We start from the raw sequence: 20,892 nt of genomic DNA on the forward strand, positions 1-20,892 counted from the left end.
GGGCGTGGTCTAAAAGCCCTAGCTTTATGTTGAGAACCTTATCAATAGAATAACTATTAAGTTGCGCTCCTCGCCATAAATCTAGCGGCTTTTATCCACACGCTGAGGCGGGAGGACTTATTCGCAGGTTCCCTAGCTTTAACTTGGCATCATGCGATAGGCGATATGCAGACTTTTATGAGCTTTATGCGAGCCTGGTCGGATCAATTTGCTGGGCGTCATTTTGTAACGCCTCTGATTGTACCTGATAGACATCAGTACCTGGCTCAGCACTTACCAAGAAATAACAACCAAGATGAAGCGGCAGTGCGTAAAATTGGAATCGTAGAAGCCATAAAGCTAATTTACTACATGCAATGCAAAAGGAAGGCTCAAAGGTGGGTTCAGTTTTATTTTAGTGAGGATGAACTCAAAACTATGCATGAAAACTATCGACAAAGATCAGATCGTTTTTTATCTGTTAATGATGCATTGTCTGCTCATATCTTATCTGTATTCACAGATACTCTTGAACATAAAGGCCAGTTATATCCAAGAGAAATGGATATGGCGATTAATTTTCGCAGTCGAGCCGGATTAGATAAAAGTCTAATGGGCAACATGGTTTCGACTGTCAAAATAAGCCACATTCCTGGTGACTCAGCAGTAAAACTAGCTCAAGGTATTCGTCATAAGGTTGAGCATTTTGAAAACGAACATTTAGATTATTATGCCAGCTTAGAGTATATCGAAAAGCATGGAGGGCGGGATAAAATAGCTCAGTTTATTCCTGATTGGCTTAACCCATATGGGAACTCTTTATTATTAACAAGTTGGGCTAACTTTGGGGTCTATGACATAGATTTTGGTGTTGAGAGACCATTTTACTTTGCCACCATGGGGCCGGCATTATTTCCATGGATTAGTAACATTGTTGAAGGGCCAAATAATACAGGACTTTCTTATGTTGTTTCAGTGCCTAAAAGTGTGTCAGATGACACGATAAAAAATACATTGCTGGGTAAGATTAACCAATTTAGAAAACCAGATGAAGTGATTCCAGAGCTTGTACGCTCAATGACTATAGGTTGATTTGGAAGGAAGGTGACAGACCCTTGTATAAGATGAACATGAGCTAGGCAGAGTCATATATACAAGGGGCCATATTATTTCTTTTGGGTGTTTTTTAACTGTTGACTCAGGTTTTCCATCAAGGCCTGTATATCTTGGCGTGATTCCTTAACCTGATCTAACTGTTCGTTAATATGTTGGTTAATTTCCTGGTATAAGCTACTTAAGTCGGCATTAATATTTTCAACCATGGCACTAAGATCTGCTGCTAACTCTGGCATATCTGAGTTAGCATCTGTTTGGTTATCGGTAGCTGATTCAGCATAACGTCCTCTGTCTTTATCTGTGTCTTTAGCTGCGTAACGATCACTTTCATCTTGAGATTGGGTGGTTTGGCTTTGTGCTGGAGCTGGGCTTGCGTTTGATTCACTCATACTTCTCTCCTGAAGGATGTCAGATTAATATTGGGTATTAAATTTCAACGTTATTTACGGCATATTATTTTTGTCACGGGCTCTACATATCATTGCAAATTAAGTGATATTAGGGTGCAGAGATAAATACAATCCAGAAGCAATTAATCCCGCAACTAAAAGACCAAGAGACCAAAATAGGGCTTTTTTATTGAACTTAGGTAAAGCCTCTTTTATGTTTTTTGGCTCAACTTGATTTGAGATTCCATTGAAATTCGCAGCTTCACTCTTTGCTTGAGCGGGTGACTCTTGCGCTGGATTAGCTGTAAAGTGGTTTGTGTTATCCACGGCTGTTAGCTTTTCATGCACTGCTTGTACAGATTCAGCCGCTTTTTTTGACACCGTCGTTGATTCAGGGATCGGAGCACTTATTGGCGTGCTAGCTCTTGCCTGTAATATTCTTGCACAAGCATTCGTGATAGAGGTTGATGATGCCATTTGTGCATTCTGTTGTGATGTAATGGCATTTTGCATACCCCGAGACAGAGTATCTGCAAAGATGGTATCAACCATGGCAACTGAGTATTCTTCGCTCGCTGGGCTGACATTTGTCATTGGTTCGGCCTGATCTTTGGCCTCTTTTGTGTGTAACAAATCCATGATGAAATCCTGTTATCTAAACAATATTATCCGTATGAGTTGTCTGTTATTTCGACTCAGTGACACTGGAGTAAAGGTCGATAAAATTACTCTTAGAGTCTTTTGCTTGAGAGTTTAATTTATCCAGCGCTTCTAGATATTTGGGGTCACCTGACTCAATAAAGTTTGCGAGTGCAACCCCGGCGGCAGTGGATAACAAGGTATTCATATCTCGCATTGTATTCGCCGCATCTTGTACCGCTAAAGCACCTGATTGAGCGAGCGATTTACTTGCAATAGACTGGGTTTTATCTTGAGTTGCTTCATTAGACATGGTGTTTTCCTTGTCATTAATAGTAAGAAATAGCGGTTTATTAATTTAATTTTTTGCTGGCTGTTTGTTTGAGCTCAACCTGGTCAAAGCTAGATAAATACACGCTAAGTAAGCTGCTGTGCTAAACCCAGCGTGTATTTATTGTGCCAGTCTAGCGACGCGGCGCAGCACCTTTATCTATGATTTGGCCAGATACAGTACCTGTGACGGCATTACCTGTATTCATCAAGGCGTTAATGCCTTGAACAGTCGCCGCTTGCCACATAACATTTGCTTGTTGTTGCCCTGTTGTTAGGTTTTGTGCACCAGCTGCAAGTGCTTGGCTAGTTGCTAGCATTAGGTTGCCCATCGCTGTCGCAGGGGTGTCACCAAGTACTTTAGTATTTACTTGAGTAACTGAATCTGTAATGGCTTCGTTCACATAATTTGGCATGGTTTTATCCTTAAAAACTGATTTAAAATAAAGCGAATACCCTGATTAGGGTATTCGCGAGACCAAGCTTAACCTCGGTCAATAATGTTGCCTGTCACTGTGCCTGTTACAGCGTTGCCAGTGTTCATTAGGGCGTTAATGCCTTGAACAGTGGCTGCCTGGTACATAACATTGGCTTGCTGTTGGCCTGACACTAGGTTTTGAGCACCAGCGGCTAATGCTTGGCTAGTTGGCATCATTAGGTTACCCATAGCGGTTGCTGGGGTATCACCTAATACCTTGGTGTTTACCTGAGTGACTGAATCTGTAATTGATCCATCTACTGAATTTGGCATGGAATGCTCCTTAATTTAAAAAATGTGAATTAACCGCGGTCAATAATTTGACCTGATACTGTCCCTGTCACTGCATTACCTGTGTTCATCAGAGCATTGATGCCCTGAACAGTTGCTGCTTGCCACATCACATTAGCTTGCTGTTGACCTGTTGTTAGGTTCTGTGCAGAAACACCTAATGCTTGGCTTGTCGCTAGCATAAGGTTGCCCATAGCAGTTGCAGGTGTGTCACCTAACACCTTGGTGTTCACTTGAGTGACAGAGTCTGTGATGGCTTCATTTACATATCTAGGCATAACTTATTTCCTTATTTATCAGTGGTTTACAAATAGTTAAAATTAACCTTTGTCGATGATGTTGCCTGTAACAGCACCTGTTACAGCATTACCTGTGTTCATCAAGGCGTTGATACCTTGCACTGTTGCAGCTTGGTACATCACATTGGCTTGTTGCTGTCCTGCAGTTAAGTTCTGCGCTGACGCAGCCAAGGCTTGGCTTGTTGGCATCATCAGATTGCCCATAGCGGTTGCTGGCGTATCACCCAATACCTTGGTATTTACCTGAGTGACTGAGTCTGTGATTGCTCCATTTACTGTATCTGGCATAGTAATTTCCTTTTTTAAATGATGTGTCTAAACGAAATGAATAGACGGTTTTGCTTACCCACGGTCAATAATTTGACCGGATACTGTGCCGGTAACTGCGTTACCAGTATTCATAAGGGCGTTGATGCCCTGAACTGTCGCTGCTTGCCACATAACGTTCGCTTGTTGCTGACCTGTTGTCAGATTCATTGCGGCAACCGCAAGAGACTGACTAGTGGAAAGCATTAGATTGCCCATGGATGTGGCAGGTGTCATACCTAGGGTATTGGTATTTACCTGAGTAACTGAGTCTGTAATGTTTTCATTTACTTGATTCGGCATTTGTTTGCTCCTTGAAATGACGACTTTTCTAGTCGGTTAGATTATCTACAACGGCACCATTTACGGCTGTGCTTGTCGTGTACATACCAGTACGACCCTGGGTACCAGACGCTTGTCGCGTAATATTGCCCTGCTGTTGGTTGGCAACAGCATTGTGTGCAGCAATCGCAAGGGACTGGCTTGTTGCTGTGATTAAGTTTGCAGCTGCATTTGATGAGGTCAGCCCTATGGTGAGTAGGGTGGTCTGTGCAACTGCATCTTCAATGGCATCTTGGCTCATGGTGACGTCCTTTTATTTAATAAGGCTATGATATTTTGAATAACTAAATGAGACTTGGGTAAACGGACTAAATATTCGTTATAAACTCTCTTTTAATTTTTTTTTATATTCCCTAGGCGTCATCTTTGTGTATTTTTTAAATATTTTTTCGAAATGACTTAGATCACCAAATCCAACTTCCAAAGAGCTTGTAGTGATTTTTTTATTAGGGTTTTCAGCAAAAGACTTTTTAATTTTTTCAATTCTTAGTTCGGCTAGAATCTGTTTGAAAGTCTTTCCTAAGTTTGAACGAAATAAATAAGATAGATGAGATGGACTGACGAAAGAAAAATCAGAAAGATGCTGTAGAGTGATCTCTTTATGATAGTTTTCTGATAAATAAACCAAAGACTTAGACAGACCTTGATGAAGGTTCTTAATTTGACTGAAATCTGAATTAAATAAATTCTCAATTAGAATTTTATGGTTAATTGTCTCAATGTCTTCACTAAAAACTTCCGGTGCCAGGTTTTTAATGTCTTCAGGCCTTATATGGTGACCTTTACTAAGTACAATTAAACGTATGCCAATTCTTTCTAACTCAGAATAGTTTTCTGGCCAGTGATGATTTTTCAGAATAGAGATGGCTTGATCTGTAAAATGCTTATTGCCATCACTGTTTTCAGCAAGAAGAAAGCTCAGGATATAGGGGATGTCATTTCGTCTATCTTTCAGAGAAGGCATCTTGATTTTTAAGTAGTTAAATTCCCTTAATAAACTTTCTAAAAATCTATCTTTTTTTACTTCGTTAGCCAAATTTTGACTACTAGAAATAATATACCTTATGTCCGTCTTATTAAGACTTTTAGCTGAGTGGTCTATCTGACTTTTTGCACTAAGTAATTGAATTAATTGTCCTTGCTGTGCAAGTGGCAACCTTTCAATTTCACTGATGAAAAGCGTACCACCACTTAACTTACCTAATAATTTAAGTAATTGAGCTTCAAAATTTTCAGGGTTAAGAGAACTGCAATTTAACTCATAAAAGCCATTTTCACGCCTTTCACTACTGTAATGAATTGCACTAGCGACGGCTTGCTTTTCACAGCCAGAATAACCTTCAACAATGACTGGATGCTTAGATTTTGAAGCATGTTTGATGAAGTTTTCGATATCTAAAATATGATCGCTAGAGCCAATTAGAGCTTGCCCTTTACCCAGATGAAAGCGAGAAACTTGGTTAGTAATGTGTCGGCTTACAAGCAAATCAACTTTTTCAAAAACCTCATTTAGCCTTGAGCTTTCTAAATAAGTTTCATGAAAGTCAATATAGCCAATTGGTTTTTTGTTGTAATAAAAAGAATGTTTGTTTTCAAAGTTGTCATTTATATTGCAGTTATCCTGACCAAAATGTACGGTTGCTTTTTTAAGCTCTGACTCACCAAGTTTCTTATATATTATTGACTCTAAAATTTGTCTTTCATTTTTTCCTATTAACTCTTGGATATTTAATCGGTCCATCTCATACTCCATTTGATATCAGTTCCGGATATCAATAAAAAATTAATCAATGTTTTAAAATAATTCGCTAAAATCTATCCGGTATGTATTTTTAATACAGCGTATAAATATGCGCTGCGGTTAAATTGGCGGAATCAGTGAAAAACTGGTTGAAATCGATTTTTGTTATATTTGGTTTATATAGTTTTTATTAGTAGATCATATAAAAGTGAGCCTGACTCACATTATCCTATAAGGAGGAAAAGCAAAGTTATTTTCTATATATTTTGGAAAAATAAAGTAAAACTCTGATTTTAAGTGGGATGGTTTGCTGGAGATCATTAAATAGGTCTAGGGAATTTGCGATTAAGTCCGCATGCTGAGGAGAGGGACTTATTCGCCGGTACTCTAGGTATATGATTTGTCTAAGGGTAAGCAAAAGAAAGTAAACATAGGGTGAATAGATGGGGTATTCAGGTTGGAAAGTGCGTATGATTGGCTTTTTTAAAAGAGTTTGAAAATGCAGCAAAATAATCCCCTTCATGGAATTAAATTAGAGCAGATGATTATTGCGTTAGAAGAGAGTATTGGCTGGCGCGAAATGGGGATTCGGATTCCTATTAATTGTTTTAGAGTGGATCCAAGTGTGAAATCAAGTTTGAAATTTTTAAGACGCACGCCTTGGGCAAGAGAAAAAGTTGAAGCGCTTTACCTTGAAATAATAGTTGGCCAATAGCTTAGCCATAGACACACCTAATTCTTGATGGAGCTTTACCAAAGAGCAGAAATACTAAGTGCCCCATAGCTAGAATCTTCTGCTTGAGTTCTGAACGTTTTACTGGATTCTTGATAAGACAGCATAATGCTCCAAGATTGAAAACCAACAGTAATACCTAATACGCTAAATAGTCTGTCATTAATAATGTCAACTGAGTGGCTATCAGTAAAAGTATTGCCATCTAAGGTGACATCGTTAAATACGTAGGATTTAGCTCGACTAGCAAATATCTGCCAATGGGCAGATCTGCCTGCAAGATAATTGGGGCTTCGTACTGGGAATGATGAAAAATTAGGGTAGGTTTGATCTAAACTATGGCCAATACGTACTGATATTCCTGCTTCTGCACTACTACTCAGATTCCCCGCACCAAGTGATGCAAAGGTTAAAAAGTCCATACCGAAGCTCGGATTAAGCTCAAATTCAAAGGCTCTGAATAAGATTTCTCTTTCAATACGAAAAACAGGTTCGTTACTTAATTGATTGTCCCAGCCTAGAGGCTCATCCGACCCTGTTGCACCATGAATACCTGCTTGGACATCTTCGGCAAAGGTTGCAGGGCCTACTAAACCTAGGCTAAAAGCCCAGCGGTCAGAAACGGTGTCGTCAAATGAGATAAGCGTTGCATCCCAAATAAGAAGGCCTGCATAGGGTCTATCATCTGTAATTAAATTTTCTTGAGTAATATCTTCAGGGGTAAACATGGCTTGGCCAAAGCGGTAAGAAATGCCTCTACGCTTACCTGATTGAGTCGCAAAATCACTGCCTTCAATAAACCAAAATATCGGAGCGGGTGTATCCTCTCGCTTGAATCGGCTACCTAAGGGGGCGGCGTAGTTAAATCCAATACCATTGGTGTATTGGCCGTCACTGTTGGAAAACATGTCGTTTTCCCAGGTTAATGTGACCATGCCATCAGCGGCAGATGAGATTTGAGTAAAGCTACTAATTAATAAAATTAAACAGTACTTTTGCAGTGAGAGTTTGACCTTCAGGCCTTTAACTTGCTTATGTAAGTGAGTTAAAAATTCTTGCATAAATAATACTTAGCAGGCTCTTTCTGAATCAGTTTAAATTTTAGAATATCAGTATCTTGGCTATCCTGTCTAAACTTATATCAGAAACTCGTAATTTAACCTAGCTGATTGGGGAGAGCGCTATTGACCTCCCCAATAAAAGTCTATTTATGCGTCTTTTTCTAATTCTAACAAGTCTTTAGCAACTGCTTCAGCCACCTTGATACCGTCAATTGCTGCAGAAAGAATACCACCTGCATAGCCTGCGCCTTCACCCGCTGGATATAGGCCTAAGGTATTCATGCTTTGATAACTAGCATCACGACGGATACAAACGGGAGAAGAAGTACGTGTTTCTACTCCGGTTAAGATAGCATCAGACATAGAGAAGCCTTTTATCTTGCGCTCAAATGCTGGGATCGCTTCTCTAATTGCTTCAACGGCAAAATCAGGTAAAGCCTTACTTAAATCACCTAATTTAATACCTGGTTTATAGGAAGGTACGACACTTCTTAACTCTGTAGAGGGTGTATCTTTTAAGAAATCACCCACTAATTGTGCTGGTGCATGGTAACTTTCACCACCTAGTGTATAAGCTAAAGACTCTAATTTTCTTTGTAGATCTATACCCGCTAAAACACTTTCTGGATAATCTTTTTCTGGGTCTATGCCGACTACAATGGCTGAGTTCGCATTGCGCTCATTACGCGAATATTGAGACATGCCGTTTGTGACTACGCGGTTTTCTTCTGATGTTGCGGCGACTACTGTACCACCTGGGCACATACAAAAGCTATATACACTTCGGCCATTCTTACAGTGATGAACCAGTTTATAGTCAGCCGCACCAAGAATAGGGTGCCCTGCATTATCACCAAATCGTGCGTCATCAATCACAGATTGAGGGTGCTCGATGCGATAACCTATAGAAAAAGGCTTGGCTTCCATATAGATGCCTTCTTTTTCTAGCATACTAAAGGTATCTCTCGCACTGTGGCCAATTGCTAAAACAATATGGCTAGAATAAAGGGTTTCTCCAGAAGCGAGTTTAATACCTGTTACTTTACCTTTTTCCCCATCCTGAGTATTTTCACGAATTAATGACTCTACTTTTTCACCGAAGCGAATTTCGCCGCCTAACTCTCTAATTTCAGCACGCATTTTTTCCACCATGGTAACTAGCTTAAAAGTACCAATATGGGGTTTACTAACATACATTATTTCTTCTGGTGCACCGGCTTTGACAAATTCAGTCAGCACTTTTCGACTTAAGAATCGCTTGTCTTTGACTTGACTATAAAGCTTACCATCAGAGAAGGTTCCAGCACCGCCTTCGCCAAATTGAACATTAGATTCAGTATTAAGTTTTTCTTTACGCCACAGGCCCCAAGTATCTTTTGTTCTTTGCCTAACATCTTGCCCACGTTCAATAACAATAGGCTTAAGGCCCATTTGAGCAAGTAATAAAGCAGATAACATACCGCAAGGCCCAAAACCAATAATGATAGGTCTTTGTTGTGTTTTACTTGGGAAGCTACTGTCTGCTTGGCCAACAAAATAGTAATTTGTATCAGGTGTTTCTTTTACCGCGTTAGAATCACTGAATTGAGCCAGTACATTTGATTCAAGCTTGTTATCAAGGCTCACATCCAGTTGGTATACGAGCTGAATGTCCTTTTTTTTGCGGGCATCATAACCTCGTTTGAAAATACTAAAGTCATCCAATTGTGATTCTTCAATGGATAAGAATGAGGCAATGGCTTTAGATAACTCTTCTTGAGTGTGATTTAGGGGCAGCTTAAGTTCTGTAATTCGTAACATAGGGGATTAGAGTATCTTATGTAGTAGTTTGTTTGATTAACTTAAAAATTAACCAAACAAGGGATCAATGGAAATTGTGGGCGAGTTTAACATGGGGGAAAGCTGACTCATATTAAAAAACGCTTGCTTAATTAATCGCAGTTTCTTTAATTAAGACGCTTTGCTTATTTCTCAAAAATAGCCAGTAACTCAGTGAGCTTGGAGTCTAGTTCTTTTTTCTGAGTATCACTCATGCCTGAGAGCATATTCTCCATATTATCAACATGGGCAGTAGCCGTTTTATTGATAATGTCAAAGCCAGTTTGACTCAATTTTACAAGCTGGCTACGAGCATCGTCCGGATTTGGCAATCTTTCAATTAAGCCTCTTGCTTCTAATCGTTTCATCCTGTGAGTCATGGTGCCTGAGGTTATCATCATGATTGAGAAAAGCTCAGTTGGTGCAAGAGTATAGGGTGCACCGGAACGCCTTAGGGTCGCTAAAACATCAAACTCCCAATAATTTAAATCAAACTTGGCAAAGGTGTTATCTAGTCTATCCGTCATTAACATTGAACAACGTTTTAAACGGCCAAAAATCCCCATTGCATCAAGGCTTAAGTCAGGTCGCTCTGTTTGCCATTGACGTTTAATTGCATCTACTGCATCGCCTTTATTTGTATCTTTATCATTCATTTCTGTGCCAATCCTTAATAGATGTGAAGAGCTTTTTGGCTAAAAAGACGTCCAATTTAGCAATATTCATTGATGTCTAATTTCTCTAAAATTTACCTTGAAGTCAAGATAAAATACTGCCAATCTAAATATATCTTAAGTTCAAGATACTTTTGACACTTAAATAACTTTAATAGATGAGGATTAAAACAATGAAGGATCAGGCTTTTGGTAATATCGCGTTGACCGCACTAGCGCCTATTATGTGGGGGACAACCTATTTAGTGGCAAGTGAGTTTCTACCCCAGGATAGGCCTTTTAGTGCGGCGTTAATTAGGGCTCTACCGGCCGGCATCATTCTTATTCTGTGGAGCTACTTCTTTCTTCCACGCGTGAGGTTGAGCATTAAACAATGGCTGCAGCTTACTCTTTTATCTGGACTTAATATCGGTATTTTTCAAGCCTTACTATTTGTCGCTGCTTATCGATTGCCGGGTGGAATAGCAGCAGTAGTAGGTGCAATACAACCGCTGTTAATGATGTTAATAGTTTGGTTTTTTGAGCATAAAAAACCTCAGCTTAAAGTGGTTCTAATGGCAGTATTTTCGGTACTTGGAATGAGCTTGCTTTTTGTATCGCCTCAAACACAGTGGGATAGTATTGGTTTGATGGCGGCGTTTGCAGGTACTGTCTGCCTTGGTTTTGGGACTTACTTAGCAAGGCGTTGGAATAATGGTATGTCTGTGTTGAGCTTTACAGGATGGCAGCTTGGTCTAGGTGGTTTGATTCTGCTTCCTTTAGCATTTGCTTTTGAAGGGGCATTACCAAGTTTAACTCTGAATAACTACCTAGGTTATGGTTACCTATCTATTTTTGGCGCCTTATTAGCTTATAGTCTCTGGTTTAGAGGGATAGCTAAACTGTCATCTGTTTCTGTTTCATCTTTAAGTTTGCTTAGCCCAGTAACGGCTATCTTAGTTGGATGGGCCGTTCTAGAACAAGCTCTAACTATGCGTGAGAGTATCGCTATTCTTATCGTATTAGGTTCTGTATTGATGCTGCAACGTTGGTTGAATCCAGCAATACAAAAACAAAATAAGCCTAACGCCACTCAGGAAGCTATTTCTAGTATTTCACACGCTAATAGCTCACACCAAAAAGCGAGTATTTAGAATTAGGGGAAAGTGTATACTTATTCTTTATTATGTAAGGTGTTGTTTTATATGAGGTTTGGGGTGTGATTGTGTTTTGAGGTGAGCTTAGATCTTGTCTGAAACCTGCAATTCAAGAAAAGCAGGTTTTAGCTGTTAGCTGAACTTAATCAGTAGCGGAGCCGCTAGCGATCAGATTGAGTTGTTTCTTGAACTGGTGATACAGACTCTTCACTTGATTCAGATGTTGCCAAACTTTCTTCTGCTTCTAATTTTGCTCTATCTGCTTTGCTTATGTACTTAGGCTTTTTGTTTAGATTGTTATGGCGGTTCGCCATTTTTTCTTTCTTCGTTAAGATGCTTTTAATCTTTTTACGACGATTCATGATAAAGCCTTTAGTTAAATGTATGACAAAGCTGACACTAGGGAACCTGTGAATATGTCTTCCCGCCTCAGCGTGTGGTTAAAAGCCGTTAGATTTATGGTGAGGAGCGTAACTTAATAGTTATTCTATTGATAAGCTCTTCAACATAAAGATAGGGCTTTTAGGCCATGCCCTTCGGGTCTTTCAGAAAAAGTAACATCCTGTGTTGTCACTTCTCATAAGGTACCTAAATTATATCAAAGTAACACCTTGTGTGATGCTTTTTCTGTAAAGACTGAGAAGAGGTGACTTATTCGCAGGTTCCTTAGCAAAAACAAGACGAAAAAAAAGCCCTGATAGGTTATCAGGGCTTTTTTAAACCATGCATTTTTAATGCCGTAACACTAAAAATAAAATGGTACCAGTAGGCGGACTCGAACCGCCACGCCTTTCGGCAACGGATTTTGAATCCGTCGTGTCTACCAATTCCACCACACTGGCATGGAAACTGTGGCTGCGTATTATGTTGATTTTTAAGAGGGCGTCAACCTTTTTTACCTGCTTTTTTAATAAATATCTGTTTTAGACTGTTTTTGATGGCTTTTTATGTGCACTTCAAAAATAAAAAATCGAATAATCCCTTTTAAGAACATACCTTTTTAACGCAAATTTCGATAAAATGCCGAGTCTTTTTGACTTACTCTATAAATGACTTTCCCTAGGCTTGTTGCGAATGCGTGTTTCTGACTACCACTTTGATTTACCTGACTCTTTAATTGCTACTTATCCTATGCCTGAGCGAACTGCTAGCCGTTTGCTTTCTCTTGATGGACCAACAGGTGCTTTGTCGCATTTGGACTTTAGTGATGTGCTTGGTTTAGTTAATCCTGGCGACCTGATGGTCTTTAATAACACTCGAGTTATACAGGCTCGTATGTTTGGTCAGAAGGAGTCTGGCGGTAAATTAGAGATCTTAGTTGAGCGCCTTTTAGATGAACACAAGGTATTAGCACATGTTAAGTGCAGCAAATCACCTAAGCCAGGTAGCAAAATTATCTTAGGGACAGATCAAGATAAAACCTACCAAGCTGAGATGGTCAAACGTCATGATACCTTGTTTGAATTACGCTTTGATGACTTTGTATTGGATGTATTAGAAGAAGCTGGGCATATGCCCTTGCCACCTTACATTGAACGTCCAGACGAAAGTTCAGATAAAGAGCGTTATCAAACTGTTTATAATGAAAAGCCAGGTGCTGTAGCCGCTCCAACTGCCGGTTTGCACTTTGATGAAGCTTTACTGGATGCGTTAAGAGATAAAGGGGTAGAGACAGCTTTTGTTACCTTGCATGTTGGGGCGGGAACATTTCAGCCAGTAAGAGTAGAAACGCTGGAAGAGCATGAAATGCATGCTGAATATGTTGAAGTTGAGCAAAGTGTGGTTGATAAGGTTGCTCAAACTAAAGCAAATGGCGGACGAGTTATTGCGGTTGGTAGTACCAGCATGCGAAGCCTAGAGTCAGCTAGCCAATCGGGTGAATTGGAGATGATGAAGGGTGATACCAGCATCTTTATTTACCCTGGATACGAATTTAAAACAGTTGATGCCATGGTGACGAATTTTCATTTACCTGAGTCAACTCTCATTATGTTAATTAGCGCTTTTGCTGGATATGAGCATGTAATGAATGCCTATCAGTGCGCAATTGATAATGAATACCGATTTTTCAGTTATGGCGATGCCATGTTTATAAGCCGCAACCCAGATGCAACTGGGCCAGCGAATGAGGAAAATGTGTAATGACAGATAAACGTCCAGAGTGTTTTATGGACTTTGAAGTAGCCACTACTTCAGGGAAAGCACGTCGTGCTACCTTAACCTTCCCACGAGGTAAAGTGGAAACACCTGCCTTCATGCCTGTAGGTACTTACGGCACAGTAAAAGGCATGCTGACAAAAGATATTGAAGAAATTGGCGCAGATATTATTTTAGGTAATACATTCCACCTTTGGCTTCGTCCTGGTACTGAAGTGATTAAAGCACACGGTGACTTACATGATTTCACCCAATGGAAAAAACCAATCCTGACGGATTCAGGTGGTTTCCAAGTCTTCTCTTTGGGCGCTATGCGTAAAATTACAGAGGAAGGCGTGAGCTTTCAATCACCTGTAAATGGCTCAAAAGTATTTATGAGCCCAGAAATCTCTATGCAGGTTCAGCGTGATCTTGGTTCCGACATCGTCATGATTTTTGATGAATGTACGCCTTATCCAGCAACCCCAGAACGTGCTGCAGAATCTATGCGTATGAGCTTACGTTGGGCCAAGCGTTCTAAAACTGAGCATGGTGACAGTCCATCTGCTTTGTTTGGTATTATCCAAGGTTCTATGTATGAAAGCCTACGTGATGAGTCCCTAGAGGGACTAGTTGATATAGGTTTTGATGGTTATGCCATTGGAGGATTATCTGTTGGTGAACCTAAGCATGAAATGACCAAGGTGCTGGATTATATTACGCCGAAAATGCCTGATGATAAGCCAAGATACCTTATGGGTGTGGGTAAGCCAGAAGATTTAGTTGAAGGTGTGCGTCGCGGTGTTGATATGTTTGACTGTGTGATGCCAACTCGTAATGCTCGAAATGGCCATTTGTTTACATCTGAAGGTGTAGTCAAGATTCGTAACGCAAAACATAGGCATGATGTGTCACCTTTAGATAAAGAATGTGACTGTTACACTTGTAAAAACTTTTCTCGGTCATATCTACATCATTTAGATAAGTGCCAAGAGATGGTAGGTGCTCAACTTAATACCATTCATAATCTTCGTTATTATCAAACACTTATGGCTGGTTTGCGTCTAGCGTTAGAAGAAGGTAGATTTGACGCCTTTGTAGATGAGTTTTATGCCAAGCGTGGTGTAGAAACGCCGCCTTTGGTCGCGGAAAAAACAGCTGAGTCTTAATTGACGCTGTTAAAGAAAATGTACAGATAAGAAATGCAATAATAATTTTATAACCATTGGAGACAGAAAGAATGATCTCATTGATCTCAGCTGCCCATGCAGAAGGTGCTGGTGCACCAGCGGATGCAGGTATTTTAAACCTAGTACTACTAGTTGGTTTTGTACTAATTTTTTACTTTTTAATGTGGCGTCCACAGGCAAAACGTCAAAAAGAACATAAAAACTTGATGTCATCCCTAGCGAAAGGCTCTGAAGTGTTAACCAATGGCGGCATGCTAGGTAAAGTTACTAAAGTAAATGACAACTATGTTGTTCTTGAAGTAGCTGAAGGTGTTGAATTGAACTTCCAAAAAGCCTCTGTTGCGGCTGTGCTACCTAAAGGTACACTGAAGTCAATTTAATAACTTGAAAAGCGCCGAAAGGCGCTTTTCTTATTTCTGTTAACTACAAGTGTTTATTAACACTATGAACCAAAGGATGTTTCATGCTTAACAAGTATCCCTTGTGGAAGTATTTGCTGATTCTTTTTGTATTAGCGCTTGGGCTACTGTATGCCTTGCCAAACCTTTACCCTGATGATCCAGCTCTTCAGCTTTCAACACAAAAAGCGACTGTTAGCATTGATGAAAGTGTTATCAAAAAAGCAGAGCGAGCTTTAACTAAAGCTAATATAGAATTTAAAGCGTCAGAGTTAACCTCTAATGGTGTAACTCTACGTTTCAATAGTGGTATTGATCAGTTAGCTGCAAAACCCGTTGTAGCTGCTGCTTTGGGCGATAATTATGTCACTGCGTTAAACCTAGTTCCGACAACACCTGATTGGCTTGCAGCCTTTGGTGCTGGACCTGCTAAATTAGGTCTAGACCTTCGTGGTGGTGTCCATTTCTTACTAGAAGTTGATACGCCGGCCGCGTTAGCTCAGCGTATGGAAGTGGCTTCTGCTGAAATGAAAACGCTACTTCGTCAACAAAAAGTGAGATATCGCAAGGTAAATGTTGATGCTGGTGTACTTAAAATTCGTTTCTTACAGGAAGCTTTTTTAACGCGTGCTGAGACCTTATTAAGTGATGAATTTCCTGAATATATTTATTCAACTCAATCTCAAGATGGCGAGTTTTATCTAACAGCAAGTTATTCAGAATCAGCTAAAGCTGAGATTGAAGCTTATGCCTTGCAGCAGAACTTAACGACCCTAAGAAATCGTGTTAACGAGCTAGGTGTTGCTGAGCCGTTAGTACAGCGTCAAGGTAGTAATCGTATTGTGGTTGAATTGCCAGGTGTGCAAGATACTGCAGCTGCTAAGCGTATCATTGGTGCAACCGCTAACCTTGAATTCCATTTGGAAGCACCGCTTGATGCCGATGATGTTGAAGTTTTAACCTTTAGAGATGGTAGTGGTCGTACTGCTCGCTTAGAGCGTGATTTGATTATTACTGGTGATAGTGTTTCTGACGCTAACTCGTCTTTTGATGAAAACGGCATGCCGCAAGTAAATATCAGCCTTGATACTAAGGGCGGAAAACAGATGGCGAAAGTTACTCGTACAGCTGTTGGTCGTAACATGGCGGTTGTTTTTATTGAGCACAAATCTCGCTCTCGTTTCGTAGAAGATGAAAACGGTAAAGCTCAAGAAATTCGTCAGTCATATAGTGAAAAGGGGATCATTTCCTTAGCGACGATTCAAACTACTCTGGGTAATGCTTTTCGTATTACTGGTTTGGATAGCTCCCGTGAATCATCTGAGTTAGCGCTATTACTTCGTGCTGGTGCGCTTGCCGCTCCAATTTACTTTGTTGAAGAAAGAACGGTAGGGCCTAGTCTTGGTGCTGAAAACATTCGTCTAGGGGTTGTTTCTGCTCAAATCGGTTTGTTAGTTGTTATGCTGTTTATGTTGGTTTACTACCGCGTATTTGGCTTGTTTGCGAATGTTTCACTAGCGATAAACATTGTTCTACTTATGGCGTGTATGTCTTTGTTGGGTGCGACACTTACTTTGCCTGGTATTGCAGGGATAGTATTGACCATGGGTATGGCTGTTGATGCGAATGTCTTGATATTTTCGCGGATAAAAGAGGAGCTGGCATCTGGCCTGCCAACGCAACAAGCTATCTACTCTGGCTTTAACCGTGCATTTACAACCATCCTTGATGCCAATATCACTACCTTGTTAGTGGCGGTTATCTTGTTTGCTGTTGGTACTGGCTCGGTGAAAGGTTTCGCTGTGACGCTTTCTTTGGGGATAATCACTTCCATGTTTACTGCGATTGTTGTGACCCGAGCTCAGGCAAACTTGGTCTATGGTGGTCGTAAAGACGCCCGTTTATCGATATAGGAAACAAGACAATGAAAACATCTAATATCCCTTTTATGGGAATGCGAAAACCAGTTGCCTTGCTATCTATTGTATTGGTAGTCATTTCTTTGATCTCGTTAGCTGTTAAGGGTCTTGAATTTGGTCTGGACTTTACTGGCGGAACCTTGATTGAGGTTGGTTATCAAGTTGCTCCTGAGCTTGATCAGATAAGAGCTTTGTTGGCTGAAAATCAATACGATGATGTTGTGGTTCAAACTTTTGGAGCCAATACAGATATCGTTGTGCGTATGGCAAATGTCTATACACCAACGTTAGGAGATGAGGTTCTTGCGGTATTGCGCTCAGATACAGCCAGTGTTGAGTTGCTAAGGTCTGAGTTTGTAGGTGCTCAAGTTGGTGAAGAGTTAAGAGAGCAGGGTGGCTTAGGTATGCTATTAGCTTTGGCTATTGTTATGCTTTATGTTGCTGTTCGCTTCCAGTTCAAGTTCTCTGTTGCCTCTGTGGCCGCACTTGCGCATGATGTGATTATTACCTTAGGTATCTTTTCGGTTCTAGGGTTTGAGTTTGACTTAACTGTGCTAGCTGCATTACTTGCTGTGATTGGTTATTCATTGAATGATACGATTGTAGTATGTGACCGAATTCGAGAAAATTTCCGCATAATGCGTGAGATTGAACCAGTGGATTTGATTAATGAGTCTATTAATCAGACCTTAGGCCGTACTTTAATTACCTCTTTAACAACTATTTTTGTGTTGTTAGTGCTTTTCTTCTTTGGTGGAGAGGCTATCCATAACTTTGCTTTTGCATTGTTGATTGGTGTGATTATTGGTACTTACTCATCGGTTTTTGTTGCGGCTAACCTATTGCTTGCACAAAAAATTGAAAGAGAAGATTTGGTTCCAACACCGAAAGAAGAGTTTGAGGATGAAATGCCTTAGCTTATAAGGAATTCATTCTTAATAAAAAGCCACATCATTTGATGTGGCTTTTTTGTTTGTAGCAAGGTCAGGTGATGTTTGATTGTAATGAGCTTCAAATTTTAAAGAAGCTGGTCTCCTTATCGAGTTTTATGACCAATTTATTGAGTTCGCTACTGGACTCTGCAATTACATTGGTAGCATCACCTGTTTTATGAACGCCATCATTTAGGTTTTCGACATTATTTAAGATCACGTCTATCATCTGTGTTTGCTCTTTTGTTGAGGTGGCAATTTGTAGGCTGAGAGTATTTATTTGGCTGATTTGCTCGGTAATTACCTCATTTATCTCTGTTGCCTCTTTGGCATGATCTTGAACTTCATTGGCTCTGGCAACACTTTTCGCCATGACCTCAACAGAGGAATTGGCGCCAGAGATGATGTTTTTGATCATGTCGTCTATTTGTTTTGTTGAATCTTGGGTTCTTTGAGCGAGTTGTCTTACTTCGTCGGCAACAACTGCAAAGCCTCTGCCTTGCTCACCTGCTCGTGCTGCTTCAATCGCAGCATTTAAAGCGAGTAGGTTGGTTTGTTCGGCAATTTCTTTGATCACATCTAAAACACTGCTTACTTGATCAAAGTCGCTTCTTACTTGTTGTACAGTTTTTTCAGAAAGCTGAATTTGCTCTGTCATAGATAGGATTGAATGATAGGTTTTATCTAAGGCTGAACTGCCCTCAAGGACTTTAGTTTGTATTTCATTTAGGGCGCTTGAGGTATTGGATGTATTCTCGGCTACTTCGTTTACAGTGGCACCCATTTGGCTCATTGAACTTGTAAATTGCTCTGCGATATCTTTTTGTTCTTGGACTGTGGTGTTAGTTTCCTTGGTTATTTCTTCCAATTGTTCTGATGTAGTGGTTTCTTCTTTGGCTACATTAGATATGTTGTTAACCATGGTGCGTAAATTACTGATCATTTGTTGCATCGAATTTTGCAGTTTGCCGACTTCGTCAGAGGTGCTGATTTCTATTTTTGATCTCAGATCACCATTTGCAATTAAGTTTGCCACATTTGAAATATCTGAAATTGGCTGCGCGATTCGCTTAGCAACTATTATCCCGATACCTGCGATGATGATGGCGGTAATTATCATCATGATGATCATGAAGAAGGAGTTTTGCCTGATAGACATAAAGGCTTCAGCTTCATCTATCTCTGACAGAATTGCCCATTTAAATTCTTTAAAGTCGATATGGTCATAAGACGACAGTACAGGGTGTCCATTGTAATCAATGATGATATCTGTGCCCTGTATGCCATCTAAGGCTCTTTTACTCGCGAGGGTGTTTACACCATTTTCTTCTACAGTGCCTGCAAAACTTTGCTTAACACTGTGTCCTTCTGGGTCTAGGTATGAGTCACTTCGCATTCTATAGTCTTCACCAACAAGGTAACTTTCACCTGTTTCCCCCATGCCGACACGGGTTTTCATAATATTACCTATGCCTTCTAATGGAAGTTGTAGGGCGATATAAAGTGATACTTCTTTGCTATTATTCAGTAGTGGTTGTGCAATGAATGCGGCAGGGTCTCCGTTGCTTGGTGCGTAAGGGGAGAGGTCTGCCATGCTATAGCGTTTGCTTTGACTTACATTTCGAATCAGCTGCCCTAGGCCGCTATCTGAATATTTCCCATTAATTATGTTGGTATGATAGTCGGCCTCTTTGGTTACTGTGTAAAAGATGTAGCCATCTGGATTGATTAGGAATAGGTCGTAATAGCCATATTTTTCGATATAGCTCTTATAAAAATCGACACCATCAGATGTTTTTGGGTTAAAGGCTTCGGTGACATCAACTTCTGAAATTATTGCCCATCTTATTCCCTCACCAACATCAATAAAATCCCAGCTACTGATAACGGGGTTATTGTTGTAATCCATAATAACTGCGGTGTTTTTCTTACCTTCAAGAGCTTCTAGCGCAGCCCTCGTTGTTACCTTGTTGTTATCTTTGAATGAGGCTTTTACAGAAAATTGGTTGGGATTGAGGTAGGAGTCCGACCGCATTAGGTTATCTTGGCCAACAAGATAAGACTCTCCGGTTTCGCCCATTCCGGTTCTGTGTCCAAGTATTTCGTTTATGTGTTCAAGAGGTTGTTGGTAGGCGATATAGCCTATACGCTCGCCATTTTTTTCGACGGCTTGAATTGCAAAGGCGGCAGGGTCTCCATTGCTGGGTGCGTAAGGCAAGAAGTCAGCCAAATGAATCTCGTTATCGGCTGAGTCTTTAGCTTTTTTGTAGGCTTTATAGAAAGAGCTATCACTTAGATCTTTTTCGAGGTTTTTTCTCAGATCTCCTTCTCGAGTCACGGAATATACTATGTCCCCCTTCAGGCTGACTAAAAAGAAATCATACCAACCAAAGTAAGTGAGAAGTTGTTTAAATTCAGTATCGTGGGCGTTAAGTAAAGGGGTCCACATGCTCTTAAACTTGAAGGTAGTTATCATTTCTTCAAGTGCGTGTTTCACATGCTCTTGTGAGGCTAGTAGATTTAATTGGGCATAATTGTTATGCAAATAATTTGTTAGTTCAGATTTTTTTAAATCCTGAACGGCATCAAGTTTTTGAAACGCTTGGTTGCGTAGGGTGTCAGCAATGTTAACCAGGACTCCCATGTCACTTTCGCGTTCATGGAAATAGGTTTCAATGGTTTCTTTTTTTATTTGGTTAATTGAGCTTAACTGGTTGTAGACTTTATCTTGAACGTCTTTTGTGCTGTTTTGCGTCGATATAAAGCTAATTATGATGATAGGCAACAAGCCAATAAAAACAAATATGAGAGTAAATTTCGCTTTTAAATTAAGCGATTTAAGTAGGTGCATACAAGCCTCGCAAAAAAAATTCGGAAACTATTTCACTCAAAAAAGAGTTTAAATCAATGATTAATAAATAGTAACGAAACCTTTGCTTGTACATATAGGCAGTGTAAAAAACGAGTATAAAATTGTTGCGGGAT

The 20,892-nt window shown here is 40.1% G+C and carries 23 protein-coding genes and 1 tRNA gene; 8 read left to right on the forward strand and 16 right to left on the reverse strand.

Annotation, left to right across the window (positions count from 1 at the left end):
• Nucleotides 1-102: 102 nt before the first annotated feature.
• A complete protein-coding gene (locus TW85_RS20495) occupies nucleotides 103-1,071 on the forward strand; it encodes an acyltransferase (protein ID WP_272947178.1) in 969 nt (322 codons plus the stop codon).
• 74 nt (nucleotides 1,072-1,145) lie between these two features.
• On the opposite strand, the gene TW85_RS20500 is transcribed toward TW85_RS20495, so the two are convergent.
• From TW85_RS20500 to TW85_RS20545, 10 genes are all read right to left on the reverse strand, one after another.
• Nucleotides 1,146-1,484 (reverse strand): hypothetical protein, encoded by a 339-nt coding sequence (locus tag TW85_RS20500; protein ID WP_046019023.1) that lies wholly within the window; start codon nucleotides 1,482-1,484, stop codon nucleotides 1,146-1,148.
• A 99-nt stretch (nucleotides 1,485-1,583) separates the two neighbouring features.
• Nucleotides 1,584-2,123: a RebB family R body protein gene (locus tag TW85_RS20505; RefSeq protein ID WP_046019024.1), complete on the reverse strand. Its 540-nt coding sequence runs from the start codon at nucleotides 2,121-2,123 to the stop codon at nucleotides 1,584-1,586.
• 46 nt (nucleotides 2,124-2,169) lie between these two features.
• A complete protein-coding gene (locus tag TW85_RS20510) occupies nucleotides 2,170-2,436 on the reverse strand; it encodes a hypothetical protein (RefSeq protein ID WP_046019025.1) in 267 nt (88 codons plus the stop codon).
• Nucleotides 2,437-2,587: 151 nt separating this feature from the next.
• Nucleotides 2,588-2,869 (reverse strand): RebB family R body protein, encoded by a 282-nt coding sequence (locus TW85_RS20515; RefSeq protein WP_046019026.1) that lies wholly within the window; start codon nucleotides 2,867-2,869, stop codon nucleotides 2,588-2,590.
• 68 nt (nucleotides 2,870-2,937) lie between these two features.
• Complete coding sequence (locus TW85_RS20520; protein WP_046019027.1) at nucleotides 2,938-3,204, reverse strand: RebB family R body protein; 267 nt, start codon at nucleotides 3,202-3,204, stop codon at nucleotides 2,938-2,940.
• Between the two features lie 29 nt (nucleotides 3,205-3,233).
• Nucleotides 3,234-3,500: a RebB family R body protein gene (locus TW85_RS20525; protein ID WP_046019028.1), complete on the reverse strand. Its 267-nt coding sequence runs from the start codon at nucleotides 3,498-3,500 to the stop codon at nucleotides 3,234-3,236.
• A gap of 42 nt (nucleotides 3,501-3,542) precedes the next feature.
• Complete coding sequence (locus tag TW85_RS20530; RefSeq protein WP_009833203.1) at nucleotides 3,543-3,809, reverse strand: RebB family R body protein; 267 nt, start codon at nucleotides 3,807-3,809, stop codon at nucleotides 3,543-3,545.
• A gap of 54 nt (nucleotides 3,810-3,863) precedes the next feature.
• Nucleotides 3,864-4,130, reverse strand: coding sequence for a RebB family R body protein (locus TW85_RS20535; RefSeq protein ID WP_046019029.1), 267 nt, complete (start codon nucleotides 4,128-4,130; stop codon nucleotides 3,864-3,866).
• A 28-nt stretch (nucleotides 4,131-4,158) separates the two neighbouring features.
• Complete coding sequence (locus tag TW85_RS20540; RefSeq protein ID WP_046019030.1) at nucleotides 4,159-4,410, reverse strand: RebB family R body protein; 252 nt, start codon at nucleotides 4,408-4,410, stop codon at nucleotides 4,159-4,161.
• Nucleotides 4,411-4,488: 78 nt separating this feature from the next.
• Complete coding sequence (locus TW85_RS20545; protein WP_046019031.1) at nucleotides 4,489-5,910, reverse strand: sigma 54-interacting transcriptional regulator; 1,422 nt, start codon at nucleotides 5,908-5,910, stop codon at nucleotides 4,489-4,491.
• A gap of 499 nt (nucleotides 5,911-6,409) precedes the next feature.
• Here TW85_RS20545 and TW85_RS20550 point away from each other — a divergent pair, with 499 nt between their 5' ends.
• Nucleotides 6,410-6,625 carry a VF530 family protein gene (locus TW85_RS20550; protein WP_046019032.1) on the forward strand — a complete coding sequence of 72 codons (216 nt, stop codon included), beginning with the start codon at nucleotides 6,410-6,412 and terminating at the stop codon, nucleotides 6,623-6,625.
• A 35-nt stretch (nucleotides 6,626-6,660) separates the two neighbouring features.
• On the opposite strand, the gene TW85_RS20555 is transcribed toward TW85_RS20550, so the two are convergent.
• From TW85_RS20555 to TW85_RS20565, 3 genes are all read right to left on the reverse strand, one after another.
• Nucleotides 6,661-7,704, reverse strand: coding sequence for a lipid A deacylase LpxR family protein (locus TW85_RS20555; protein WP_046019033.1), 1,044 nt, complete (start codon nucleotides 7,702-7,704; stop codon nucleotides 6,661-6,663).
• Between the two features lie 147 nt (nucleotides 7,705-7,851).
• Complete coding sequence (locus TW85_RS20560) at nucleotides 7,852-9,504, reverse strand: NAD(P)/FAD-dependent oxidoreductase (protein ID WP_046019034.1); 1,653 nt, start codon at nucleotides 9,502-9,504, stop codon at nucleotides 7,852-7,854.
• A 164-nt stretch (nucleotides 9,505-9,668) separates the two neighbouring features.
• A complete protein-coding gene (locus tag TW85_RS20565; RefSeq protein ID WP_046019035.1) occupies nucleotides 9,669-10,178 on the reverse strand; it encodes a MarR family transcriptional regulator in 510 nt (169 codons plus the stop codon).
• A gap of 191 nt (nucleotides 10,179-10,369) precedes the next feature.
• On the opposite strand from TW85_RS20565, the gene TW85_RS20570 reads away from it, so the two are divergent.
• Nucleotides 10,370-11,329 carry an EamA family transporter gene (locus TW85_RS20570; protein ID WP_046019036.1) on the forward strand — a complete coding sequence of 320 codons (960 nt, stop codon included), beginning with the start codon at nucleotides 10,370-10,372 and terminating at the stop codon, nucleotides 11,327-11,329.
• 164 nt (nucleotides 11,330-11,493) lie between these two features.
• On the opposite strand, the gene TW85_RS20575 is transcribed toward TW85_RS20570, so the two are convergent.
• Both TW85_RS20575 and TW85_RS20580 read right to left on the reverse strand, forming a co-directional pair.
• Nucleotides 11,494-11,694, reverse strand: coding sequence for a DUF2986 domain-containing protein (locus tag TW85_RS20575; protein WP_046019037.1), 201 nt, complete (start codon nucleotides 11,692-11,694; stop codon nucleotides 11,494-11,496).
• 395 nt (nucleotides 11,695-12,089) lie between these two features.
• A tRNA-Leu gene (locus tag TW85_RS20580) sits at nucleotides 12,090-12,174 on the reverse strand.
• 232 nt (nucleotides 12,175-12,406) lie between these two features.
• On the opposite strand from TW85_RS20580, the gene queA reads away from it, so the two are divergent.
• The 5 genes from queA to secF all read left to right on the forward strand — a co-directional run bounded on the left by queA (nucleotide 12,407) and on the right by secF (nucleotide 17,892).
• Nucleotides 12,407-13,474, forward strand: a complete 1,068-nt coding sequence (queA, locus tag TW85_RS20585; protein ID WP_046019038.1) for a tRNA preQ1(34) S-adenosylmethionine ribosyltransferase-isomerase QueA — start codon at nucleotides 12,407-12,409, stop codon at nucleotides 13,472-13,474.
• A complete protein-coding gene (gene tgt, locus TW85_RS20590) occupies nucleotides 13,474-14,637 on the forward strand; it encodes a tRNA guanosine(34) transglycosylase Tgt (protein ID WP_071210298.1) in 1,164 nt (387 codons plus the stop codon). The genes queA and tgt overlap by 1 nt, the downstream gene beginning before the upstream one ends.
• Nucleotides 14,638-14,708: 71 nt before the next feature.
• Entirely contained in the window at nucleotides 14,709-15,038 is a 330-nt protein-coding gene (gene yajC, locus TW85_RS20595) for a preprotein translocase subunit YajC (protein WP_046019039.1), read from the forward strand.
• An 83-nt stretch (nucleotides 15,039-15,121) separates the two neighbouring features.
• Entirely contained in the window at nucleotides 15,122-16,969 is a 1,848-nt protein-coding gene (gene secD, locus TW85_RS20600; RefSeq protein WP_046019040.1) for a protein translocase subunit SecD, read from the forward strand.
• An 11-nt stretch (nucleotides 16,970-16,980) separates the two neighbouring features.
• The gene (secF, locus tag TW85_RS20605) at nucleotides 16,981-17,892 is read left to right on the forward strand and encodes a protein translocase subunit SecF (protein ID WP_046019041.1); all 912 of its coding nucleotides are present in this window, start codon (nucleotides 16,981-16,983) and stop codon (nucleotides 17,890-17,892) included.
• 94 nt (nucleotides 17,893-17,986) lie between these two features.
• On the opposite strand, the gene TW85_RS20610 is transcribed toward secF, so the two are convergent.
• Entirely contained in the window at nucleotides 17,987-20,758 is a 2,772-nt protein-coding gene (locus TW85_RS20610) for a methyl-accepting chemotaxis protein (RefSeq protein WP_046019042.1), read from the reverse strand.
• Nucleotides 20,759-20,892 lie beyond the last annotated feature (134 nt).

Origin of the sequence: Marinomonas sp. S3726, assembly GCF_000967665.1 — a bacterium.
GTDB lineage: Bacteria > Pseudomonadota > Gammaproteobacteria > Pseudomonadales > Marinomonadaceae > Marinomonas.

Coding starts and splice junctions, on each gene's coding strand:
- TW85_RS20530 (WP_009833203.1), bottom strand. CDS start 3,809: ATGCCAGATACAGTAAATGGAGCAATCACAGACTCAGTCACTCAGGTA.
- TW85_RS20540 (WP_046019030.1), bottom strand. CDS start 4,410: ATGAGCCAAGATGCCATTGAAGATGCAGTTGCACAGACCACCCTACTC.
- TW85_RS20525 (WP_046019028.1), bottom strand. CDS start 3,500: ATGCCTAGATATGTAAATGAAGCCATCACAGACTCTGTCACTCAAGTG.
- TW85_RS20550 (WP_046019032.1), top strand. CDS start 6,410: ATGCAGCAAAATAATCCCCTTCATGGAATTAAATTAGAGCAGATGATT.
- secD (WP_046019040.1), top strand. CDS start 15,122: ATGCTTAACAAGTATCCCTTGTGGAAGTATTTGCTGATTCTTTTTGTA.
- TW85_RS20560 (WP_046019034.1), bottom strand. CDS start 9,504: ATGTTACGAATTACAGAACTTAAGCTGCCCCTAAATCACACTCAAGAA.
- TW85_RS20505 (WP_046019024.1), bottom strand. CDS start 2,123: ATGGATTTGTTACACACAAAAGAGGCCAAAGATCAGGCCGAACCAATG.
- TW85_RS20570 (WP_046019036.1), top strand. CDS start 10,370: ATGAAGGATCAGGCTTTTGGTAATATCGCGTTGACCGCACTAGCGCCT.
- tgt (WP_071210298.1), top strand. CDS start 13,474: ATGACAGATAAACGTCCAGAGTGTTTTATGGACTTTGAAGTAGCCACT.
- queA (WP_046019038.1), top strand. CDS start 12,407: ATGCGTGTTTCTGACTACCACTTTGATTTACCTGACTCTTTAATTGCT.
- TW85_RS20610 (WP_046019042.1), bottom strand. CDS start 20,758: ATGCACCTACTTAAATCGCTTAATTTAAAAGCGAAATTTACTCTCATA.
- TW85_RS20500 (WP_046019023.1), bottom strand. CDS start 1,484: ATGAGTGAATCAAACGCAAGCCCAGCTCCAGCACAAAGCCAAACCACC.
- TW85_RS20565 (WP_046019035.1), bottom strand. CDS start 10,178: ATGAATGATAAAGATACAAATAAAGGCGATGCAGTAGATGCAATTAAA.
- TW85_RS20520 (WP_046019027.1), bottom strand. CDS start 3,204: ATGCCAAATTCAGTAGATGGATCAATTACAGATTCAGTCACTCAGGTA.
- yajC (WP_046019039.1), top strand. CDS start 14,709: ATGATCTCATTGATCTCAGCTGCCCATGCAGAAGGTGCTGGTGCACCA.
- TW85_RS20545 (WP_046019031.1), bottom strand. CDS start 5,910: ATGGACCGATTAAATATCCAAGAGTTAATAGGAAAAAATGAAAGACAA.
- TW85_RS20515 (WP_046019026.1), bottom strand. CDS start 2,869: ATGCCAAATTATGTGAACGAAGCCATTACAGATTCAGTTACTCAAGTA.
- TW85_RS20535 (WP_046019029.1), bottom strand. CDS start 4,130: ATGCCGAATCAAGTAAATGAAAACATTACAGACTCAGTTACTCAGGTA.
- TW85_RS20575 (WP_046019037.1), bottom strand. CDS start 11,694: ATGAATCGTCGTAAAAAGATTAAAAGCATCTTAACGAAGAAAGAAAAA.
- secF (WP_046019041.1), top strand. CDS start 16,981: ATGAAAACATCTAATATCCCTTTTATGGGAATGCGAAAACCAGTTGCC.
- TW85_RS20555 (WP_046019033.1), bottom strand. CDS start 7,704: ATGCAAGAATTTTTAACTCACTTACATAAGCAAGTTAAAGGCCTGAAG.
- TW85_RS20510 (WP_046019025.1), bottom strand. CDS start 2,436: ATGTCTAATGAAGCAACTCAAGATAAAACCCAGTCTATTGCAAGTAAA.